This window comes from Roseibium aggregatum (assembly GCF_017309185.1).
In the GTDB taxonomy this organism is placed as follows: domain Bacteria; phylum Pseudomonadota; class Alphaproteobacteria; order Rhizobiales; family Stappiaceae; genus Roseibium; species Roseibium aggregatum_B.
The window spans coordinates 2732607-2750029 of record NZ_JAEKJZ010000001.1 but is presented as its reverse complement, the minus strand read 5'-3'; the positions used below and the strand labels follow the sequence as shown (position 1 = coordinate 2750029).

General features: G+C 59.7%; 21 protein-coding genes. 12 read left to right on the top strand and 9 right to left on the bottom strand.

The window, feature by feature from the left end:
• Positions 1-9: 9 nt before the first annotated feature.
• Entirely contained in the window at positions 10-255 is a 246-nt protein-coding gene (locus JF539_RS12085; protein ID WP_207140671.1) for a zinc-finger domain-containing protein, read from the bottom strand.
• 217 nt (positions 256-472) lie between these two features.
• Here JF539_RS12085 and JF539_RS12080 point away from each other — a divergent pair, with 217 nt between their 5' ends.
• Positions 473-1228, top strand: coding sequence for an alpha/beta fold hydrolase (locus JF539_RS12080; protein WP_207140670.1), 756 nt, complete (start codon positions 473-475; stop codon positions 1226-1228).
• A 44-nt stretch (positions 1229-1272) separates the two neighbouring features.
• Positions 1273-2157, top strand: coding sequence for an alpha/beta fold hydrolase (locus tag JF539_RS12075; protein ID WP_207140667.1), 885 nt, complete (start codon positions 1273-1275; stop codon positions 2155-2157).
• Between the two features lie 101 nt (positions 2158-2258).
• Here JF539_RS12075 and JF539_RS12070 read toward each other — a convergent pair whose 3' ends face one another.
• Positions 2259-3065 (bottom strand): enoyl-CoA hydratase-related protein, encoded by an 807-nt coding sequence (locus JF539_RS12070; protein WP_207140666.1) that lies wholly within the window; start codon positions 3063-3065, stop codon positions 2259-2261.
• Between the two features lie 202 nt (positions 3066-3267).
• Here JF539_RS12070 and cysE point away from each other — a divergent pair, with 202 nt between their 5' ends.
• On the top strand, positions 3268-4104 hold the full coding sequence (gene cysE, locus JF539_RS12065; protein ID WP_207140665.1) for a serine O-acetyltransferase: 837 nt from the start codon (positions 3268-3270) through the stop codon (positions 4102-4104).
• Positions 4105-4239: 135 nt separating this feature from the next.
• On the top strand, positions 4240-4455 hold the full coding sequence (locus tag JF539_RS12060) for a DUF3126 family protein (RefSeq protein WP_207140664.1): 216 nt from the start codon (positions 4240-4242) through the stop codon (positions 4453-4455).
• Between the two features lie 60 nt (positions 4456-4515).
• On the opposite strand, the gene JF539_RS12055 is transcribed toward JF539_RS12060, so the two are convergent.
• Entirely contained in the window at positions 4516-5214 is a 699-nt protein-coding gene (locus JF539_RS12055) for a hypothetical protein (RefSeq protein ID WP_207140663.1), read from the bottom strand.
• 213 nt (positions 5215-5427) lie between these two features.
• Here JF539_RS12055 and JF539_RS12050 point away from each other — a divergent pair, with 213 nt between their 5' ends.
• Positions 5428-5754 carry a DUF6949 family protein gene (locus tag JF539_RS12050; RefSeq protein ID WP_207140662.1) on the top strand — a complete coding sequence of 109 codons (327 nt, stop codon included), beginning with the start codon at positions 5428-5430 and terminating at the stop codon, positions 5752-5754.
• A gap of 18 nt (positions 5755-5772) precedes the next feature.
• The gene (locus JF539_RS12045; protein WP_207140661.1) at positions 5773-6300 is read left to right on the top strand and encodes a gamma carbonic anhydrase family protein; all 528 of its coding nucleotides are present in this window, start codon (positions 5773-5775) and stop codon (positions 6298-6300) included.
• A 157-nt stretch (positions 6301-6457) separates the two neighbouring features.
• On the opposite strand, the gene JF539_RS12040 is transcribed toward JF539_RS12045, so the two are convergent.
• The 3 genes from JF539_RS12040 to JF539_RS12030 form a co-directional block, all read right to left on the bottom strand.
• Complete coding sequence (locus JF539_RS12040; RefSeq protein ID WP_207140660.1) at positions 6458-7072, bottom strand: transglutaminase-like cysteine peptidase; 615 nt, start codon at positions 7070-7072, stop codon at positions 6458-6460.
• A 426-nt stretch (positions 7073-7498) separates the two neighbouring features.
• Positions 7499-8137, bottom strand: a complete 639-nt coding sequence (locus JF539_RS12035; RefSeq protein ID WP_207140659.1) for a PilZ domain-containing protein — start codon at positions 8135-8137, stop codon at positions 7499-7501.
• 343 nt (positions 8138-8480) lie between these two features.
• Complete coding sequence (locus JF539_RS12030; RefSeq protein ID WP_207140658.1) at positions 8481-9125, bottom strand: PAS domain-containing protein; 645 nt, start codon at positions 9123-9125, stop codon at positions 8481-8483.
• 525 nt (positions 9126-9650) lie between these two features.
• Between JF539_RS12030 and JF539_RS12025 the strand changes: the two genes are divergently transcribed.
• The 3 genes from JF539_RS12025 (at position 9651) to JF539_RS12015 (ending at position 12370) form a co-directional block, all read left to right on the top strand.
• Complete coding sequence (locus tag JF539_RS12025; protein WP_207140656.1) at positions 9651-10436, top strand: rhomboid family intramembrane serine protease; 786 nt, start codon at positions 9651-9653, stop codon at positions 10434-10436.
• Positions 10437-10534: 98 nt separating this feature from the next.
• A complete protein-coding gene (locus JF539_RS12020; RefSeq protein WP_207140653.1) occupies positions 10535-10966 on the top strand; it encodes a CBS domain-containing protein in 432 nt (143 codons plus the stop codon).
• Between the two features lie 84 nt (positions 10967-11050).
• A complete protein-coding gene (locus tag JF539_RS12015) occupies positions 11051-12370 on the top strand; it encodes a methyltransferase (RefSeq protein ID WP_207140652.1) in 1320 nt (439 codons plus the stop codon).
• Here JF539_RS12015 and hisI read toward each other — a convergent pair.
• Positions 12355-12810, bottom strand: coding sequence for a phosphoribosyl-AMP cyclohydrolase (hisI, locus tag JF539_RS12010; protein WP_207140644.1), 456 nt, complete (start codon positions 12808-12810; stop codon positions 12355-12357). The two genes, JF539_RS12015 and hisI, sit on opposite strands and share 16 nt — an antisense overlap.
• A gap of 47 nt (positions 12811-12857) precedes the next feature.
• On the bottom strand, positions 12858-13493 hold the full coding sequence (folE, locus tag JF539_RS12005; protein WP_207140643.1) for a GTP cyclohydrolase I FolE: 636 nt from the start codon (positions 13491-13493) through the stop codon (positions 12858-12860).
• Positions 13494-13781: 288 nt separating this feature from the next.
• Here folE and JF539_RS12000 point away from each other — a divergent pair, with 288 nt between their 5' ends.
• The 3 genes from JF539_RS12000 (at position 13782) to JF539_RS11990 (ending at position 16487) form a co-directional block, all read left to right on the top strand.
• Positions 13782-14243: an iron-sulfur cluster assembly scaffold protein gene (locus JF539_RS12000; protein WP_207140641.1), complete on the top strand. Its 462-nt coding sequence runs from the start codon at positions 13782-13784 to the stop codon at positions 14241-14243.
• A 21-nt stretch (positions 14244-14264) separates the two neighbouring features.
• Positions 14265-14615, top strand: coding sequence for a membrane protein insertion efficiency factor YidD (gene yidD, locus JF539_RS11995; protein ID WP_207140640.1), 351 nt, complete (start codon positions 14265-14267; stop codon positions 14613-14615).
• 81 nt (positions 14616-14696) lie between these two features.
• Positions 14697-16487 (top strand): B12-binding domain-containing radical SAM protein, encoded by a 1791-nt coding sequence (locus JF539_RS11990; RefSeq protein ID WP_207140639.1) that lies wholly within the window; start codon positions 14697-14699, stop codon positions 16485-16487.
• On the opposite strand, the gene JF539_RS11985 is transcribed toward JF539_RS11990, so the two are convergent.
• The gene (locus JF539_RS11985; protein WP_207140638.1) at positions 16479-17378 is read right to left on the bottom strand and encodes a DMT family transporter; all 900 of its coding nucleotides are present in this window, start codon (positions 17376-17378) and stop codon (positions 16479-16481) included. The genes JF539_RS11990 and JF539_RS11985 overlap by 9 nt on opposite strands.
• Between the last annotated feature and the right edge of the window lie 45 nt (positions 17379-17423).

The window sequence follows — 17423 nt, the reverse complement described above, 5'->3', positions numbered from 1 at the left end:
CGGGCTTTTTCAGGCCGCAGCAGGAACCCAGCCGCAGTCGGCGGGCGAGGATTCCTCAGCCTTGAGGGTCGGATCGAACTTGTAGAGGGTGGAGCAATAGGGGCAGACGATTTCGTTCTCGCTGCCCATGTCCAGAAACACGTGGGGATGATCGAACGGCGGATTTGCGCCGATGCACATGAACTCGCGCACGCCGACAGCGATTGAGTCGTGTCCGGCCGAGTTTTGAAAATGCGGGACAACATGATCTGCCATTGTCGGGATCCTCTTCGTCGCTTGGTTTTGCGTTCCAGTAGCAAATTTCAAGGACCATATCCATTCGTAATATGAAAGGACAGGGGCCCGCGTTGCGCTCCGGCGCCGCAGGGGAGAAGCCCGCCGGACAATGGCATTTCCGCTTTGCCAAAGGATCGTCTTGCCTTTACTGTGATGAAGAAACGTCTTTTCCGTTTACGTAAAGGTAATATTGCACATGCCCCAGTTTGACCTGGATGGAGTTCGTATCAGCTATCTGGACGAGGGCGAAGGAGATCCGATTCTGCTGATCCACGGTTTTGCCTCCAACAAGAAGGTGAACTGGGTCAATACAGGATGGGTGGACCTGCTGGTCAAGGACGGCCGCCGCGTGATCGCCCTGGACAACCGGGGGCATGGCGACAGCCAGAAATTCCACGACCCGGCGGCCTACGGAGCCCCGACGATGGCGGAAGACGCAAGACGGCTGCTCGATCAACTCAAGATCGAGACCGTCGACGTCATGGGGTATTCGATGGGCGCCCGCATCTCCGCCTTTTTGACGCTGAACCATCCGAACCGGGTTCGCCGGGCGGTTTTCAGCGGTCTCGGCTACGGCATGATCGGCGGCGTCGGCGATCCGGAACCGATTGCCCTGGCTCTTGAGGCGGACAGTCTCAAGGATGTCGAGGACCGGACCGGGAGAGCCTTCAGGGCCTTTGCGGAACAGACCGGATCGGACCGGCTGGCGCTTGCCGCCTGCATGCGTTCGTCGCGGCAGAAAATCAGCGAGGAAGACGTCGCACGGATCGAAAGGCCGGTTCTTGTCGCCGTCGGAACGAAAGATGATATCGCCGGGTCGCCGCAGAGGCTTGCGGATCTGATCCCGCACGCAGAAGTTCTGGAGATTCCGGGCCGGGACCACATGGTCGCCGTCGGGGACAAGGTTCACAAACAGGGCGTGCTGGCGTTTTTGAACAATGTGGAAGCTTGAACGAAGAGAGGTGTCGGGAGGACACCTTGCCAAGGGGAGGGGACATGCAGCCGGAGCGCGTTGAATTTCAAGGGGCGGAGACCAACACTCTCGTTGCGGACAGATACGGAGGCGATGGCCAGCCGGTCGTGATGTTGCACGGGGGCGGCCAGACGCGTCATTCCTGGGATGCCGCCTCGCAGCGGATCGCGGGTCTCGGCCATCCGGTCTATACGCTCGATCAGCGTGGCCACGGGGAGAGCGATTGGGTCGCATCGGGCAACTACGGTTTCACGGATTTCGCCCTGGATCTCGTCGCCGTCACACGCATGGTGGCCGCGCGCCACGGTGCGAAGCCTGTTGTGGTGGGGGCGTCTCTGGGCGGTTTCGCCGGCATGCTCGCGGAAGGCCGGGAAAACCCCGGCGGCCTGGCGGCGCTCGTTCTTGTCGATATCACACCGCGGATCGATATGGGCGGTGTCAGCAAGGTGCTGGGCTTTATGGGCGACAGGGTGGACGAAGGCTTTGAAACGGTTGAAGAAGCGGCAGAGGCGATCGCGCGATACCTGCCCAACCGGGCAAGGCCGAAGGATCTCTCCGGCCTGTCGAAAAACCTGCGTCGCCGGGACGATGGCCGTCTGCGCTGGCACTGGGATCCGGCCTTCCTGAAAACACGTCAGCACCGCGAACCGGAAGCCGCGCTGGCGGCCCAGGATGTGATGTTCGCGGCCGCGGGGGATCTGACCTTGCCGGTGCTGCTCATTCGCGGACAAAATTCCGAACTGGTCTCCATGGACCATGTCCGGGAGTTTCAGGAACAGGTTCCCCAGGCGAAATTCACCGATATCCGGGATGCGGGACACATGGTCGCCGGCGACAAGAACGACGTGTTCGCCTCCGCGGTCGAGGATTTCCTGACGGAGCTCAAAACGGCGGAAGTGCTGGCGTAAGCTCCTGTTTGCAAACTGTTGCAGGGTTTTGTTGAGAAACTGAATCAGCCGCGCAATCGCAGGCAGCTTCGCTTGCCGGCCGGCAAATCCTTCTGAGCGGCTTACCGTCCCTTGAACGCCGGCTGGCGCTTTTCCAGAAAGGCGCGGCAGCCTTCCCGGTAATCCGCGCTGTCTATGCAGGCATCTGCGTTCGCGAGCGCCTCGTGCAATCCCGTACCGGCTTCGGCGCGAGACAGCAGGTTCACCGCATGTTTGGCCGCCTTCAGCGATAGGGGCGCATTTGCGCACAGCGTAGAACTCAACGCCAGAACACGTGCCTCCAGCTGACCGGGCTCGGTGACTTCGTCGATGAGGCCGATCCGAAGCGCATGCTCCGCCGTGAGGCGCTGGGCGCCAAACAGGATTTGTTTTGCGTTGGAGGGAGAAACGGCTTCCAGAAGATCGCTGAGGGCTTCGGGCGGATAGGCGAGACCGAGCCTGGCAGCCGGAATTCCGAAAAAGGCGCCGGGCTCGGCGATCCGGATGTCGCAGGCAAGCGCAAGGCCGAGACCGCCGCCGAGGCACGGCCCTTCGATGGCGGCAATCACGGGGATGGAAAGTGATTTCAGCGCCTTGAAGGCGGCGACGTTGATTTCATCGTATCGTTTCGCGGCTTCCGGAGTTGACCGTATCGCTTCGAACTCGGAAATGTCTGCGCCCGCGCAAAAGGCTTTCCCGCCGGTCCCTCGGACGATGAGCACCCGGGTCTCGGATTTTTTCTCAATCTTCCGAAGGGCTTCGGGAAACCGCTGCCAGGCAGCGAGAGGCAGGGCGTTCTTGCGGTCCGGTGCGTTCAAGAACAGCTCTGCAACAGGGCCGCCGGCCATGACAAGGGGATTGTCGGCTGCTGTGCCGCTTTCGTTGGTCATCTGTGCCGGTTGCTCCTCGGTTCGCCTGGCCTGCTACTAGGCTTTCCATATTGTGAAGGCCGCCAAAACAAACCGGAATGCCCCGGAAAGTCTCGGTTCATAAAGATGGTGCATATCTGATATCAGGAAGTTTGATTTGGGAATAGCAGACGACAGTCCTATTTTAGGGGCTCAGTTTGACGGATTGAAAAGGAGAGAGGCCATGTCGACACCGATCGCAACGACCGGCTTGAAGCACGTGCCGACCCACGATCCGGTCTGGCAGCGGGTTCGGGACGAAGCGCAGGACATGGTTGCCGCCGAACCCGCCCTGTCGTCCTTCGTTTACGAGACGGTCCTCAATCACGAAACGCTGGAAGAGGCTGTGCTGCACCGGCTTGGCGACCGTCTGGGCCGCGATGTCGTCTCCGCGTCGCTTATCCGCCAGACCTATCTGGAAGCGCTGGCCGACGAGCCGGAGCTTGGCAAGATTTTCCGTGTCGACATTGTCGCCGTTCACGATCGCGATCCGATCTGCTTCCGCTACCTGGAGCCGGTTCTCTACTTCAAGGGTTTTCACGGACTGCAGACGCACAGGCTCGCCAATTGGCTTTGGCGCAAGGGCCGCAAGGATTTCGCGCTTTACCTGCAAAGCCGTGCGTCGGAAGTCTTCCAGATCGACATTCATCCGGCCGTGCCGGTGGGACGGGGTATCTTCATCGACCACGGCACCGGCATCGTCGTCGGGGCCACGGCAACGATTGACGACGATGTCTCCATCCTCCAGGGCGTGACGCTCGGGGGGACGGGCAAGGAAAGTGGCGACCGTCATCCGAAAGTCCGCCATGGCGTGCTTATCGGCGCCGGTGCGAAGATCCTTGGAAATCTGGAAATCGGTCATTGTTCCCGGATCGCGGCCGGTTCCGTGGTTCTCAAGGATGTTCCCGCGAATTCGACCGTCGCGGGCGTGCCGGCCAAGATCGTCGGCAAGGCCGGTTGCGCGGAACCTGCGCGCAGCATGAATCAGCTCTTGAGCGAAGAAGCCGCGCATTCCGAGTGATTTACAGCCAGCGCATGCGTTAAAAGTGATTTGAGGAAGACGGGGAAAGCCGACGGAAATTCCTTGGCATTTCGCCATGGTCTTGTAGGGTCCGCGCCGGGACGATTGAGATAAGGCAATCACAAGGAGAGCGCCGTGAAACCCGATGAAATCCGAAAGATCGAAGCTTATCTGCGTTCGAAATTTGAATTGCCGAGCCTTCAGGTCAAGGCGCGTCCGCGCAAGGACGACTCCGCCGAGGTCTATATCGGCGACGAATTTATCGGCGTCATCTTCCGCGATGACGAAGATGAGGATCTGAGCTGGAATTTCCAGATGGCCATTCTGGAAATCGATCTGGAAGACGTCTGACGCCCATCCTTCAAGCGATTTCCCGCGGCCTCTTCGGAGGCCGCTTTTTTGTGTCATCGCTCACGATTTTCGAAAGCCTTCAATCCTTGCGACCAGTGCGGGCTCGATCTCGCGCCAATGCGGCAGCAGGGACTGGTCGAAACGGTATCGCAGCTCAAGCCCCTTTGAAAGGGTTACGGCGCGGTGGCACACCGGTTCCTCGGCGGGAGACTTTTTCAGGCAGCGGGCAATGAACCCGTCGGGCGTGTCGGGGTCGTAGGCAATCAGGTCGGTGGTGGACGCGCCGCGCGCGGACAGGGTCAGGATTTTCAGGCCGTCAGGCCCCAACAGTTCGCCACCGCGCGCCAGCCGGCGATAAAACGGTTCGAGCCGGGCTCTGAGACTTTCCTTTCCCGTGTCGCTGTCGAGTTCGACCAGGATCGTCTTGCCCGCAAAGCCGTAGCTGGTGCGGTCAGGGGTGAGGCCGGGCCAGGTCATCAGCAGCCGGAGGGTCCGGAAACGGCCATCCCGGGACAGAGCCCGGTCCTGCTGGCTGGGCGTCGCGATGAAAGCCGCCGGCAGCCGGAAACCGGCTTTGCCCACCGACACCTCAACGGATGTGGCTGAAAGGGCGTTGGCGGCGCCGATGCTCCAGTAGCCGGACCAGTGGCTGACACGCGCGGCGATCAGCGCTGCTCCGAGAACGCAGATTGCCAGAACGAGACAGGTGAAAATGCGCGGCTTCGTTCCGCTCGGATCGGGAAGCGTCATCGGCGTCACCGCAACAACTCCTTGACCCCGTCTGCGCAATTCCGGGACAGCCTGTCCCGAAACGGAACACACGTCTCACCTGGAGACCTTCCGCGCATCCTCAAAAACGGTGGTATTTCAGGGTATTTGCCCATTTGCCCGTTCGGCACAGCCTTTGCACTTGACCGTTTAGAATTTCTTAATCACTTTCCGGAGTGAAACGTTAACAAGGGGTTAACGATCGTGTTTTTCGATCTACTTCTCGTGGGATATATCGCGTGCGCCGGGTTCGTGGCGGCCGGTGTGCTGGGCAGTCTTTATCAGCTCGTAACCAGCAATCCTCCGCGCTTCAGTTTCGCGAGCGAAAGCCTGCCGGTGTTTCTCGCGGATATTTTCGTCTGCCTCTTTGCCGGACCTTTCATCATCATGCGCAATGCCATCCGTGGCCGGCGAATTGAAAAGCGGCCGCTCGGCTGGCTGGTGGCGTCCTCGACGATCGCAGGCATGTGGAGCATGTGCTCCGGCGTTCTCGTCATGAACGTCGTCCTGGTCGTGGTCGGCGTTTCCTAATTCCTGACACGAGGTTTCATGACGATTTATTCTCTTGACGGACGAACACCCGTCTTTCCCGATGACAACGACTTTTGGGTCGCCCCGAACGCCACGCTGATCGGCGATATCCGGCTTTTGTCTGCGGCAAGCGTCTGGTTCGGCGCGATACTGCGTGGCGACAATGAGCCGATCACGGTGGGCGCGCGGTCAAACGTTCAGGATGGTTGCGTGTTCCATACGGATATGGGCTACCCTCTCACGATCGGGTCCGACTGCACCATTGGCCACAAGGCCATTCTTCATGGCTGCACCATCAAGGACAACTCGCTGATCGGTATGGGGGCGACCGTGTTGAACGGAGCCGTGATCGGCTCGAACTGCATCGTTGGCGCCAATGCGTTGATCGCCGAAGGCAAGGAGATCCCGGACAATTCCCTGGTCGTCGGCGTACCCGGCAAGGTGGTTCGAAGCCTGCCGGAGGATGCCGCGGAGACGATCCGCAAGTCAGCGGAAGGCTATGTGCGCAACTGGCGTCGCTTCAAGGCTGGTTTGACGGAGGTTTGACCCATCCTTTCCCGCCGGAAAAGGCAGGAACCGGCCTGCTGGGGGAGCGGGCCGGTTCCCTGGATCCGGTCGTGGTAGGGATGGGGAGGGTGGGGACGCGACCGGATCGTCCTAAGGACCCGGCATCCGGCCGGGCCGATCCCAAGAGTTAGCCGTTCTACCTGGACACGCTGCTCACCGTGGTGACGCGGGTGTCCGAAATGCCCGTCCACTTTACCGTCGAACTCGCGGACTGACGTTTGATGTAGCGGTACGGTGTCGAGTACCAGGGCAGCACCGCCTCGATCTGGTTGTCGAGGATCATGTCTCCCTGATCGGTCCGCACGGTCAGAACGGCATGCCCTGAATTTTCGATGTCCTTCGCGACGGTGATGAGCAGGGCACTTCTCGGCCAGCCGGCTTCGATCAGAACGCGTTGCTTTTCGAGGACATACTCTTCGCAGTCGCCGTAACCGTTGACCGGATAGGACCAGTGCTCCGGCTTGCCGAACAGGTCGTCATCGGTCATGGGACGGATGCGTCGATTGACCTCCGCATTGACGGCGATGAGCTGGTTCCAAAGTGTTTCGCTCAGCCGGACCACCACCGGATCGTAGCGGTCATTCGGGCAGGCCCAGGAATTGTCCCTGCAAAATTGCAGATGCCCGATCGGCGCCTTCGCGGCCCGTTCCATTTCCATGAAACGGCCGGGACCCGCATGCGCGGTTGAGCCGACGGCGAAGGCTGCCGAGGCTAATAAGGTGGTGAATAAGTATTTTCCAAGTAAGTTCATCGTAACGCCCTCCCCAAGGCTGACGTAACGATGCCGTATTCATTTTTATTTCCCGGAAAACTTTAAGTTAGAACTCTAATCTACTTTGAGGAAAATTTAAGATGCATTTTAGTTTAGTTTGAATAGTGTTTGAATAAACTTAGCGGAAGATTTTCATAAAATTTGAATCATCCTCTGCATGCCCCTGGAAAGGCAGGTTTTTTTTGATTTAGAGGGTTTGAGATAAAAAAATTTTTTTAGTGAAGCATGGCGCCCGAGCCGATGGATTTCGCCGTTTCCAGGGTGTGTGAGGCGTGAAAAAAAAGCCGGAAAATTATGCGCTCACGCATGGTGCCGCGACCGGTTACGCCACCGCATCTGTGTGATTGTGACGATTGAGCGTGCTGTGGTGGAAGCCTGCTGGCCGAAAAAAGCCGTATCGACCGATCAGGAACCTGAGTCGGGGGCGCTCAGGTGATGTTCGAGAAGCTCGCGGTTCTGGACGGCGGCGAACTCGATGGCAATTCCGCCTTCGATCTGGCGGACGACCCGGGCGCGCATCTTTCCGAGCGTGATGCTCTCGCCCATTTCCGGAACGAAGTCCGTCGCAATGGCCGCGCCCGACAAGGAGACGTCGATGATCCGGCAAACATGCTCCGAACCGTCCGGCAGGACCATTTTGGTCATCGGGTTCTTGGGAACGAAACGCTCGTGGCGGCGGTCTTCCGGAAGGTTGAGTTCGTCCCGGTTTGCCAGCCAGGTCAGAACGTTGGCGATCTTGTCGCGTTTGCGAACCGTATTGCGCAGTTCCACCGCGAAGCCGCCGTCGATCAGCCGTGCGATACGGCCCTCGACGCGCGACAAATGATCGAGATAGGCGATGACCCGTTCCCCGACGCGGCCGGAAACGGGGGTGATCATGGCCATGCCACCTGGAGACATGTCTATGACCTGGCAGGGGTATTCGCGGCGATCTTCGAGCATGAAACGGCCAAGAATGTTCACCTGAACCCGTTGATGACGCCGGCGATCGGTGACCTGAAGCGACTTGCTTCCTTCTGTAGCTGTAGCCAATCCGGCGCTCATGCCCGCTTTATCCATATCCGTGCGTCAACCGCACTACCCCCGGGAGAGAAATGATTCTCTAGACATCCGGAGAGTACTTTATGCAGACGGTGTTAACGATGTGTAAGAGTGACCCAACACGCGGCGCAGGTCTAGGGTACGGGCTCATAAAATTGTGCTTTCAGGCGTCAAGCGGGCAAGGAAAAGCCTGCAGAGCTATGCTTTCGCAAAGGTCAAACGCTTTGACGCGGCTTTTCAAAGCCCGATTGGTGTCCTCAAGCCGGCCGGGGGCCGAAGCCGGTCGGTCCGCCCTGGGCGGCGGACCGGGAGACCGGGCGGCTTATGTGCCCGTTTGAGCCGGACCTCAGGATTTTCCGCCTGCGTAGACCGTAAGGTGGCCCACTTTGCGTTCCGCTCCTTGCGGCAGCGGTTGGGCCTGCATGGGCATGCCTTCGACGGTGAAGCGCGGCACAAGCGGATTGACCTTGGCCGGTCCGTCGACGAAGTAAGGCCGCTCGTCGGGCCAGATCAGGCGCAGACTGCTGATGGACTGGTTCAGGATGGGGTGCAGGCCGATCCAGTACGGTTTGTCCATGGGTGTGGAACTCCCGAGTATGCGGATACGGCCTTCTCCGGGAACGTTCAGCGGCAACAGCAGCATTTCCATCTGCAGGATCTGGCCGTGTTCGGTGTGGCCGTTAATGCCGATCACAGCCGCGGCGGCATCCTCGGTAATCGCAGCGATCAGGCTTTCCAGGGCTTCTCGGTCCTTGCTGTTCCATCCCCTGAGGAAATTTCTGCCTTTCAGTTCCCGGCAATGGGCGGAACAGAGCCGTGTGCCCGCAAGACGGTAACGTACGTCCTTGGGGCCGTTGGTTTCCAGGATGAAGGTGTCGCCCAAAAGACCGCGAATTTCGCCGGGGTCGACTTCGCTGCGGTTCGGAGCGGGACGCGCACCGCGCAGGTTGTCCCAATAGGAATAAAGAGTTTGCGTCACGCCGTGTTTCATCTGGTCTCGCCTCTTTGCCAAAATCGTCCGCGTGTTTCGTCTCAAGACAGTCTCTGTTTCAAAACGGGACGTAGCGGATCTTGTTTGTCTGTCTGGCTCAGACAAAGCAGGGGGCGTGCCAAACGATCGGGATGCCAAAACGGCTGCGTGAAACGGGTTTGTTAGGGTTAATGGAAACTGAAGCTTGTGAGGAGCGTCGTATGTTGGCAGGTTAAGGATCTGTTCACTTGCTGGCGGGTGGGAGGAAAACCGTCAGCCGGGCCAGGCCGAGAACCAGAAAAACGCCGGCCGATCGTGAACAAGATCCTTTGAGGGAGCGTGGGGACGCGACCGGAAAAGGGAGGCAAGGCAAGGCGTCGGTTCGCTCAAGCGACCGGCGCCTTGTTTTCTTGCGCAACGCGGACCCGGATGCGTTTCATACAGGTTTTATTTAGTGTTTTGCCGCGACAACAGCGTTGTGCGGTCCGCAGCCATTGTTTTGTCCCGGATCTTGGCTAGAAAAAGAAACCGAAAGGCGGAGCAACCATGAACGTTTACAGATTCGACGAAGAGCGTGACCGGCGGGAGCAGGCTGCCAAAAGGCAACGGCCTCCCCAACCGTCCGAACCGCCCATGTTCAATCTGCCCAACGTGGTTCTTTGGCTTGGCGGGGCTATGATCCTCATTCACCTGTTGCGCGAACTCGTTCTTCCTGCGGTGTGGGGCAACTGGACGATCTATCTGTTCGCGTTCTGGCCGGCGAAATACACGGCGCTTTCCAATCTGGCGCCGCTGGATCTCGCCTCCAGCGTCTGGGCATTCGTGACCTACAGTCTGCTCCACGGCGGCACTATGCATATCGTGTTCAACCTGCTTTGGATGGCGATCTTCGGCAGTGCGCTGGCGCGGCGCTACGGGGCGTTCCGGTTTCTGATGTTTTCCGCCCTGTGCTCGGTGGGGGGCGCCGCGGCGCATCTGGCGACCCACTGGGGGGAATCCGCGCCCATGATCGGTGCCTCCGCCGCGGTGTCGGGCCAGATGGCGGGCGCGCTCCGCTTCGTTTTCGAACTCGGCGGCCCGCTGGGGGCATTCAGGCGGTCCGACCGGGCGGCCTACCACGTTCCCGCGCAACCGCTGGCCGACTGTATCCGCAACCGTCAGGTGCTTGTGTTCGTGGCGGTCTGGTTCGGGCTGAACCTGTTCTTCGGCCTCATGAGCGGACCGATTGCCGGCCAACCGGCGACGATTGCCTGGCAGGCGCATATCGGCGGTTTCGTGGCGGGGTTGGCCCTGTTTCCGTTTTTCGATCCGGTGCCGCAGCGTCGAATTTAACATGACTTAAGGTCGTAGTTTCCGCCGCGCGAATTTTTTGTCATGATATCGGTCCCCCGGAGACTTCGGGGAGTAGATGCCATGGGAGGGGTTACTACATGACCGTTGCGGCAATCCTGAGTGGGAAGGGCCATGAAACGATAACGGCAGACCGCGATGCACCGCTGGGTGAAATCTGCAAGACTCTGGCGAAACACAAGATCGGCGCCGTGGTCGTCTGTGGAGCGGACCGGGCAATCGAGGGGATTGTCTCCGAGCGCGACATCGTCCGCGCGATCGGGACCGACGGATCCGTGGCTTTGAACCTTCCCGTATCGAACGTGATGACCAAGGAAGTCGTCACCTGCGTGGAGGAAAACAGCGTCAACGAGGTCATGGCGCGCATGACCCAGGGGCGGTTCCGTCATATGCCCGTGGTCAAGGACGGCAAGCTTACCGGCGTCATTTCCATCGGCGACGTGGTCAAGTTCAAGATCGCGCAGGTCGAGCTGGAGGCGGAGCAGATGCGCAGCTACATAACGATGGCGTAAAACAAGGCTGTCCGGTATATCGTTACCGGCTAGCAGCCCTTGCTGCCTCTCAAGGTGGCCATCGAAATACCGGAGTGTCTGGACGTGGAAACAGAAGCACGGCTTGCCGAAGGTATAAAGGCCCACCAGAACGGCGATGTTGAAACCGCCCTAAGCGCTTACAAGGATGTCCTGTCGGAAAATCCGGATCATCCGGACGGATTGCATTTTCTCGGCCTTCTCCTGTTCAAGCCGGAAGAGCCGGAGGATGCGATTGCGCTCATTCGGCATTCTTTGAAGATAAACGGCCGGAACGCTGCCGCGCACAACAATCTCGGCAATATCTTCAAGTTGGTGAAGCGTCCGCGCGAAGCGCTCGAGGAATATATCGAAGCCCTGGACATCGATGCCCATCAGGCGAATGTCTGGCGGAACATCGGCATCGTAACGGGCAGCATCGGTGAGGACGCCGACCTGTTGGACAGATTGGCCGACCTGACCTTGCGTCATCCGGAGCAGGGCGAGCCATGGGGCGTTTACGGCTTTCGGCTCATCAAGTCCGGACGGACGGAGGAGGGCGCGGATGCGCTTGAAAAGGCGCTGACGCTCGGTGTGGAACTTGTGCCTGCGGCCCTCAAGATGGCGCGTTACCTCCATGCGCTCGGACGGGTGGAGGTTGCCGTAACGCATCTTGAAAATCTGGCGGAACACAACCCGGACGATCCGGCGGTGAGTTTTCAGCTGGCTGCGGCCCGCGGCCAGTCGCCTGAAAAGGCGCCGGAGGCCTATGTCAGATCTCATTTTGACACTTTCGCGGGCACATTCGACGAAGTCCTGGAAGGGCTGGAGTATTCGGCTCCGGAGATTGTCGCCGACGAGGTCAAGGCACTCGCCGCCGAGAGCGGCCCTATTTTCCAGGATGCATTGGATCTGGGGTGCGGGACCGGACTGTGCGGACCGCTCATTCGCGATCTGTGCGGGAAGCTGACCGGTCTGGATCTGTCGGGCGAAATGCTCCGGAAAGCCTCTGAAAGACGTGTCTATGACTTCCTTGTCGAGGGAGAAATGGTCGCCTTCCTGAACGCCGACCTGCCGACGCAGTTCGATCTGTGTGTCTGCGTCGACACCCTGATCTATCTCGGCGATCTGACCGGCTTCTTCGAGGCTCTTTCCAAGGCACTCAAGCCAGGCGGCGTTCTGGTGGCGAGCGTGGAGCGGCTGGAGACCGAAACCGGCTCCTACCGGCTCCATTCAAGCAGCCGCTTTGCCCACCATCCCGACTACCTGCGGCGCACCGCGGAAGCGGCCGGGCTGGTTTTCGGTCCCGAGCGCAGGCACGTTCTTCGAATGGAATTCGGCAATGAGGTGGCCGGGACGGTTTTTCATGTCCGCAAACCGGCGGCAGCGGCTCAGGATTTGCCGTAAACCTCGGCCGGATCGTAGACCCGCTCGGCTTCGACCCGTTCCAGACGTACCGCACCGGTCTCCGGCCTGACGATCCTGCGGTAGAAGCAGGACCGGTAGCCGACGTGACAGGTGGCGCCGTTGCCTTCCACGGAGACCTTCAAAACGAGCGCGTCCTGATCGCAGTCGGTCAGTATTTCATGAACCTTCTGGACCTGGCCCGAGGTTTCGCCCTTCTTCCAGAACCCTTGCCGGGAGCGGCTCCAGTACCAGGCCTCGCCGGTCTCGACGGTGCGCTTCAGGGCTTCGGCGTTCATGTAGCCCACCATGAGCACCTCTCCGGTGGTGGCTTCCGTCACCACCGCCGCGATCAGGCCATCGGCGTCGAATTTGGGCATCAGGAGGTCGCCGTTCTCGACGATTTCCTTGTCGCCGCGGTCAGAAAACGTGTAGCTGCTCATGAGAGTTGATGCCCTTGCAGGAAAATCGGTCGCAAGGGCCAGGAAACTTAAAGGCCCTTGCCGCGCACCAAGGACATGAATTTGGCCTGTTCGGCCGGATCGTCCTGGAATACGCCGGTGAATTGGGTGGTGATCGTGGAGACCCCCGGCTTCTGGACCCCGCGCATGGTCATGCACTGGTGCTCGGCTTCCAGCATCACGGCCAGCCCGCGCGGCGCCAGGGCATCGTCAATGACCGATGTGATCTGCGAGGTCAAGTTTTCCTGCGTTTGCAGGCGCTTCGCGTAGATGTCGACCACCCGGGCGAGCTTCGAAAGGCCGACCACGCCTTCGGCCGGATAATAGGCGATATGTGCCTCGCCGATAAACGGCAGCATGTGGTGTTCGCAATGAGAATGAAAGGGGATGCCGCGCACCAGCACGATATCCTTGTAACCGCCGACATCCTCGAAGGTGCGTTCAAGATGTTCCGCCGGGTCCTGAAAATAACCGCCGTAAAGCTGACTGAGCGCTTTCGCGACCCTTTTCGGGGTCTCAACCAGACCCTCGCGGTCCGGGTCGTCGCCGGTCCAGGAGATTATCGTGCGAACCGCTGCTTCGACTTCCTCGCGGCTCGGCCGGTGCAACTCATCCGGGGATTTTCTTTCGAATTTCTTTTCGACCGGCTTGAGGACAGCGTCCATGTGAATCCTCGCAAATTTACCCTTGTCACTCATTCTACGGCGCTCGAACTCGCATAGATTACCCGGTCCACATTCCAGGGAGGCGGACCATTAACACACTCTACGCAAAAAACGAACGAACAGTTTCGGCCCGGGATTTACTGAAGAACAAGCGCACGAACGAAAATATCAAGTTCCTGCGACATTCCTTCTACCCCTTGCGAAATTGCCGCAACACCTGATCTATATATATAAAACCCATGCGCCATCAACGTGTCGCGCATCACAGGCTTTCACGAAGAGGCGAGAATGCTTGACGACATCTACAACGCCAGGATCCTGGACTTCGCGGGCAACATACCGCGGGTTGGCCGCCTGGAGAAGCCTGACGCTTCGGCAAAGGCGCATTCCAAGCTCTGCGGTTCGACAGTGGTGGTCGATCTTTGCGTGAAGGACGGCGTCGTGACCGATTTCGCCCATGATGTGAAGGCTTGCGCGCTCGGTCAGGCGTCTTCTTCCATCATGGCCCGCAACGTCATCGGTGCGACGGACGGGGAATTGCGCGATGTGCAAAAGACGATGCGCGCCATGCTGAAGGAAGGCGGCAGTCCCCCCGAGGGACGCTTCGCGGACCTGAAATTTCTCGAACCTGTCCGCGACTACAAGGCGCGCCATGCCTCGACGATGCTGACCTTCGACGCGGTTGTCGATGCGCTCGACCAGATCGCCGGAAAAGCCGAGGAAGACGAAGCGGCGGCCCTGGCGCGGTAGAACCGTGCGCATCTTTCGATCATGTGTCCAAGACCGTCTCTGAAATACGACCCAAGCCGTCCCCTGTCGCTTGCCGGGCGCCTGGCCATTGGCCTGATCTGGCTTTACCGGCATTCCCTGTCGCTGGTGATGGGGCGTGGTTGCCGGTATGCGCCGACGTGCTCCGACTACACCGAACACGCGATCCGGCGCTTCGGGTTCTGGGCCGGCGGCTGGATCGGGCTCGCCAGGATACTGAGGTGCAATCCCTGGGGGGCGTCCGGCTTCGATCCGGTGCCGGAACAGTTGCCGGAAAATGCCCGCTGGTATCTGCCCTGGCGCTATGGCCGCTGGACCGGAAGGCATATCGAGGAGAAGTACCGTCTCGATTAGCGTCCGAAGGACAGTCTCAAGCTTGACGTTGCGGAAGACTGGTGCGACGGTCTTCGCCGAGGCAGATGGCGGAGGGGATCCATGGACGCAGGCGACTTCCATTTCGTAATGATCAAGCCGACCCATTACGACGACGACGGCTATCCGATCCAGTGGCTGCGTTCCGCCATTCCTTCCAACACGCTGGCAAGCCTGAACGGACTGGCGGAGGCCGCGCGGGCGCGCAAGGCGCTCGGTGACGATGTCCGCATCCATCTTTCCACCTATGACGAGACCAACAGGCGCATCCGGCCTGAAAAAATCGCGGCCGAGATCAGGCGGAAAGGCGGCAAGGCGCTGATCGCCCTTGTCGGTGTGCAATCGAACCAGTTTCCCCGGGCGGTGGATCTCGCCCGCAGATTCATGGCACAAGGCCTCCAGACGGCCGTGGGCGGGTTTCACGTGTCGGGCTGCATCTCGATGCTCGACGAGATGCCGGAGGAAATGGTCCGGCTGCAGCAGGAAGGCGTGGTTTATTTCGCAGGCGAGGCGGAGGACCGCCGGCTGGACATGGTGTTTCGCGATGCCTGGAACGGGGAACTGAAGCCGCTCTACAATTTCATGGCCGACCTGCCGTCCCTGGAGGGAGAACCGACGCCGATCCTGCCGTCCAAACATATCCAGTTTACCGCCGGCTCCCACTCCAGTTTCGACCTCGGCCGGGGCTGTCCCTATCAGTGTTCCTTCTGCACGATCATCAACGTCCAGGGGCGCAAGAGCCGGTTCCGCTCCGCCGACGATCTGGAGCGGATCATCCGGGAGAACTATGCCCAGGGCATCGACCGGTTTTTCATCACCGACGACAATTTCGCCCGCAACCGCGAATGGGAGCCCCTGTTCGACCGGTTGATCGACCTTCGCGAAAAGGAAAAATTCGACATCAAGTTCATCATCCAGGTGGACACGCTCTGTCACCGTATCGAGAACTTCATCGAAAAGGCCACCCGGGCCGGGGTGACCCGTGTTTTCATCGGACTTGAAAACATCAATCCGGACAATCTGCTTGCTGCCAAGAAGCGCCAGAACAAGATCACCGAGTATCGGGAGATGCTGCAGAAATGGCGGTCGCACGGCGCGACCACCTATGCCGGCTACATCATCGGATTTCCCGGAGACACCAAGGAGTCTGTTCTGCGCGACGTGGAGATCATCAAGAAAGAGCTTCCGCTTGACCTCCTGGAGTTTTTCTATCTGACACCGTTGCCGGGGTCGGAGGATCACAAGGTGCTGTTGTCCAAAGGCGCCTGGATGGATCCGGACCTCAACAAATACGACCTCAATCACCGGGTCACCCATCACCCGAAAATGAGCGATCGGGACTGGGAGGAGGCCTACAGGTACGCCTGGGAAAGTTACTATTCCGACGACCATATCGAAACGGTTCTGCGCCGCGCGGCTGCCCACAAGAAGGGGCGCCCCGGCAACAAGTTGTTCCTGATGATGTGGTTCAGGCTCATGGTGCAATGCGAGGGAGTTCATCCTCTGGAAGGCGGGTATTTCCGCCTCAAGTTCCGGAAGGACCGGCGCTCGGGTTTGCCGGTCGAACACCCGCTGGCCTTTTATCCGCGTTATTTCTGGGAGATCGCCGCGAAGCATTGGGCCTATGTGTCGTCGACCTGGCGGGTGTACCGGATCTACAAGAAGGTCAAGGCGTCGCCGGACCGCAAAGCCTACACCGATATCGCGATAGCTCCGATGACGGAGGCTTCGGAGCAGGATCTCGCGATGATCAGGGAAACGCGCGGTGGAACGGAAGCCGTGGCGAAGGGTGTCCGCAACGCCGCGCTGAAGAAGGCCGGCAAGGACCGGGCCAAGGCTGCGGCCTCAGTGTGAGCCGCCGGTGAGCTTAGCTAGGGGCAGGAGCCTCCAGCCAAAGGTCATTCCCGTTGCGGCGAAAACGATGGCGGCCGCGCCGGCAAGCTGTTCCATCTGAAGCGCGTGATCGAAGGCGATATAGTCCACAAGGATCGCCACGACCGGATAAACGAAGGAAAAGGCCCCTTGCAGATAGGTCGGCAGTTTCTGGACGGCATCGTACATCAGGATATACATAAAGCCCGTATGGACTGCTCCAAGCGTGATCAGTGAGCCCCAGGGGGTCGCGCCTTCTGGTAACGCGGTCCAGTCGACGAAGGGGGTGAGCATGAGAATTCCGACGCAGACCTGAACGAGAGCGATCAGTTGCGGTGGAGTGCCTGTCAGCTTCTTCGTCAACAAGGCAGCAAGCGCCCAGAAGAAGGCGGCTGCCAGGGCGAGCGCGACGCCGAGAGTGTAGTCGCCCTGCGCTTCACCGGCCTGTCCGGCTTTCGACTGGACGATCAGGACAACACCGGCAAAGGCGAAGACAAGCCAGCCGAGCTTCGTGGCGGTGACCTTCTCTCCGAGGAAGGCAACGCCCAGAGCGACCAGTATGAATGGCTGAGTGTTATAGACTGCCGTGGCCACACCGATTGACGCTTCGCCATAGGCGGTGAACAGCAACGCCCAATTGACGACGATCGAAACGCCTCCGAGTGCAGCGAGGCCCAGCTTTTTCGGGGTGATCTTCTGCCTCAACAGCCCCTGGGCGGCGCAGATGATCAGCAAGGTGAAGGCGCCAAAGGCACAGCGCCAGAAAACAACGTTGATTGCGCCCTGACCGGACAGGATCACGAACAGGCCTATTGTACCGAGAATGGTCATTGCGGCGGTCATCTCGGCCGCGCCGCGAAGCGTCTTGTCCATTTCGTCTCCTTGAAACTCATGTGAGCTCAAGGGTGACCAAAATTT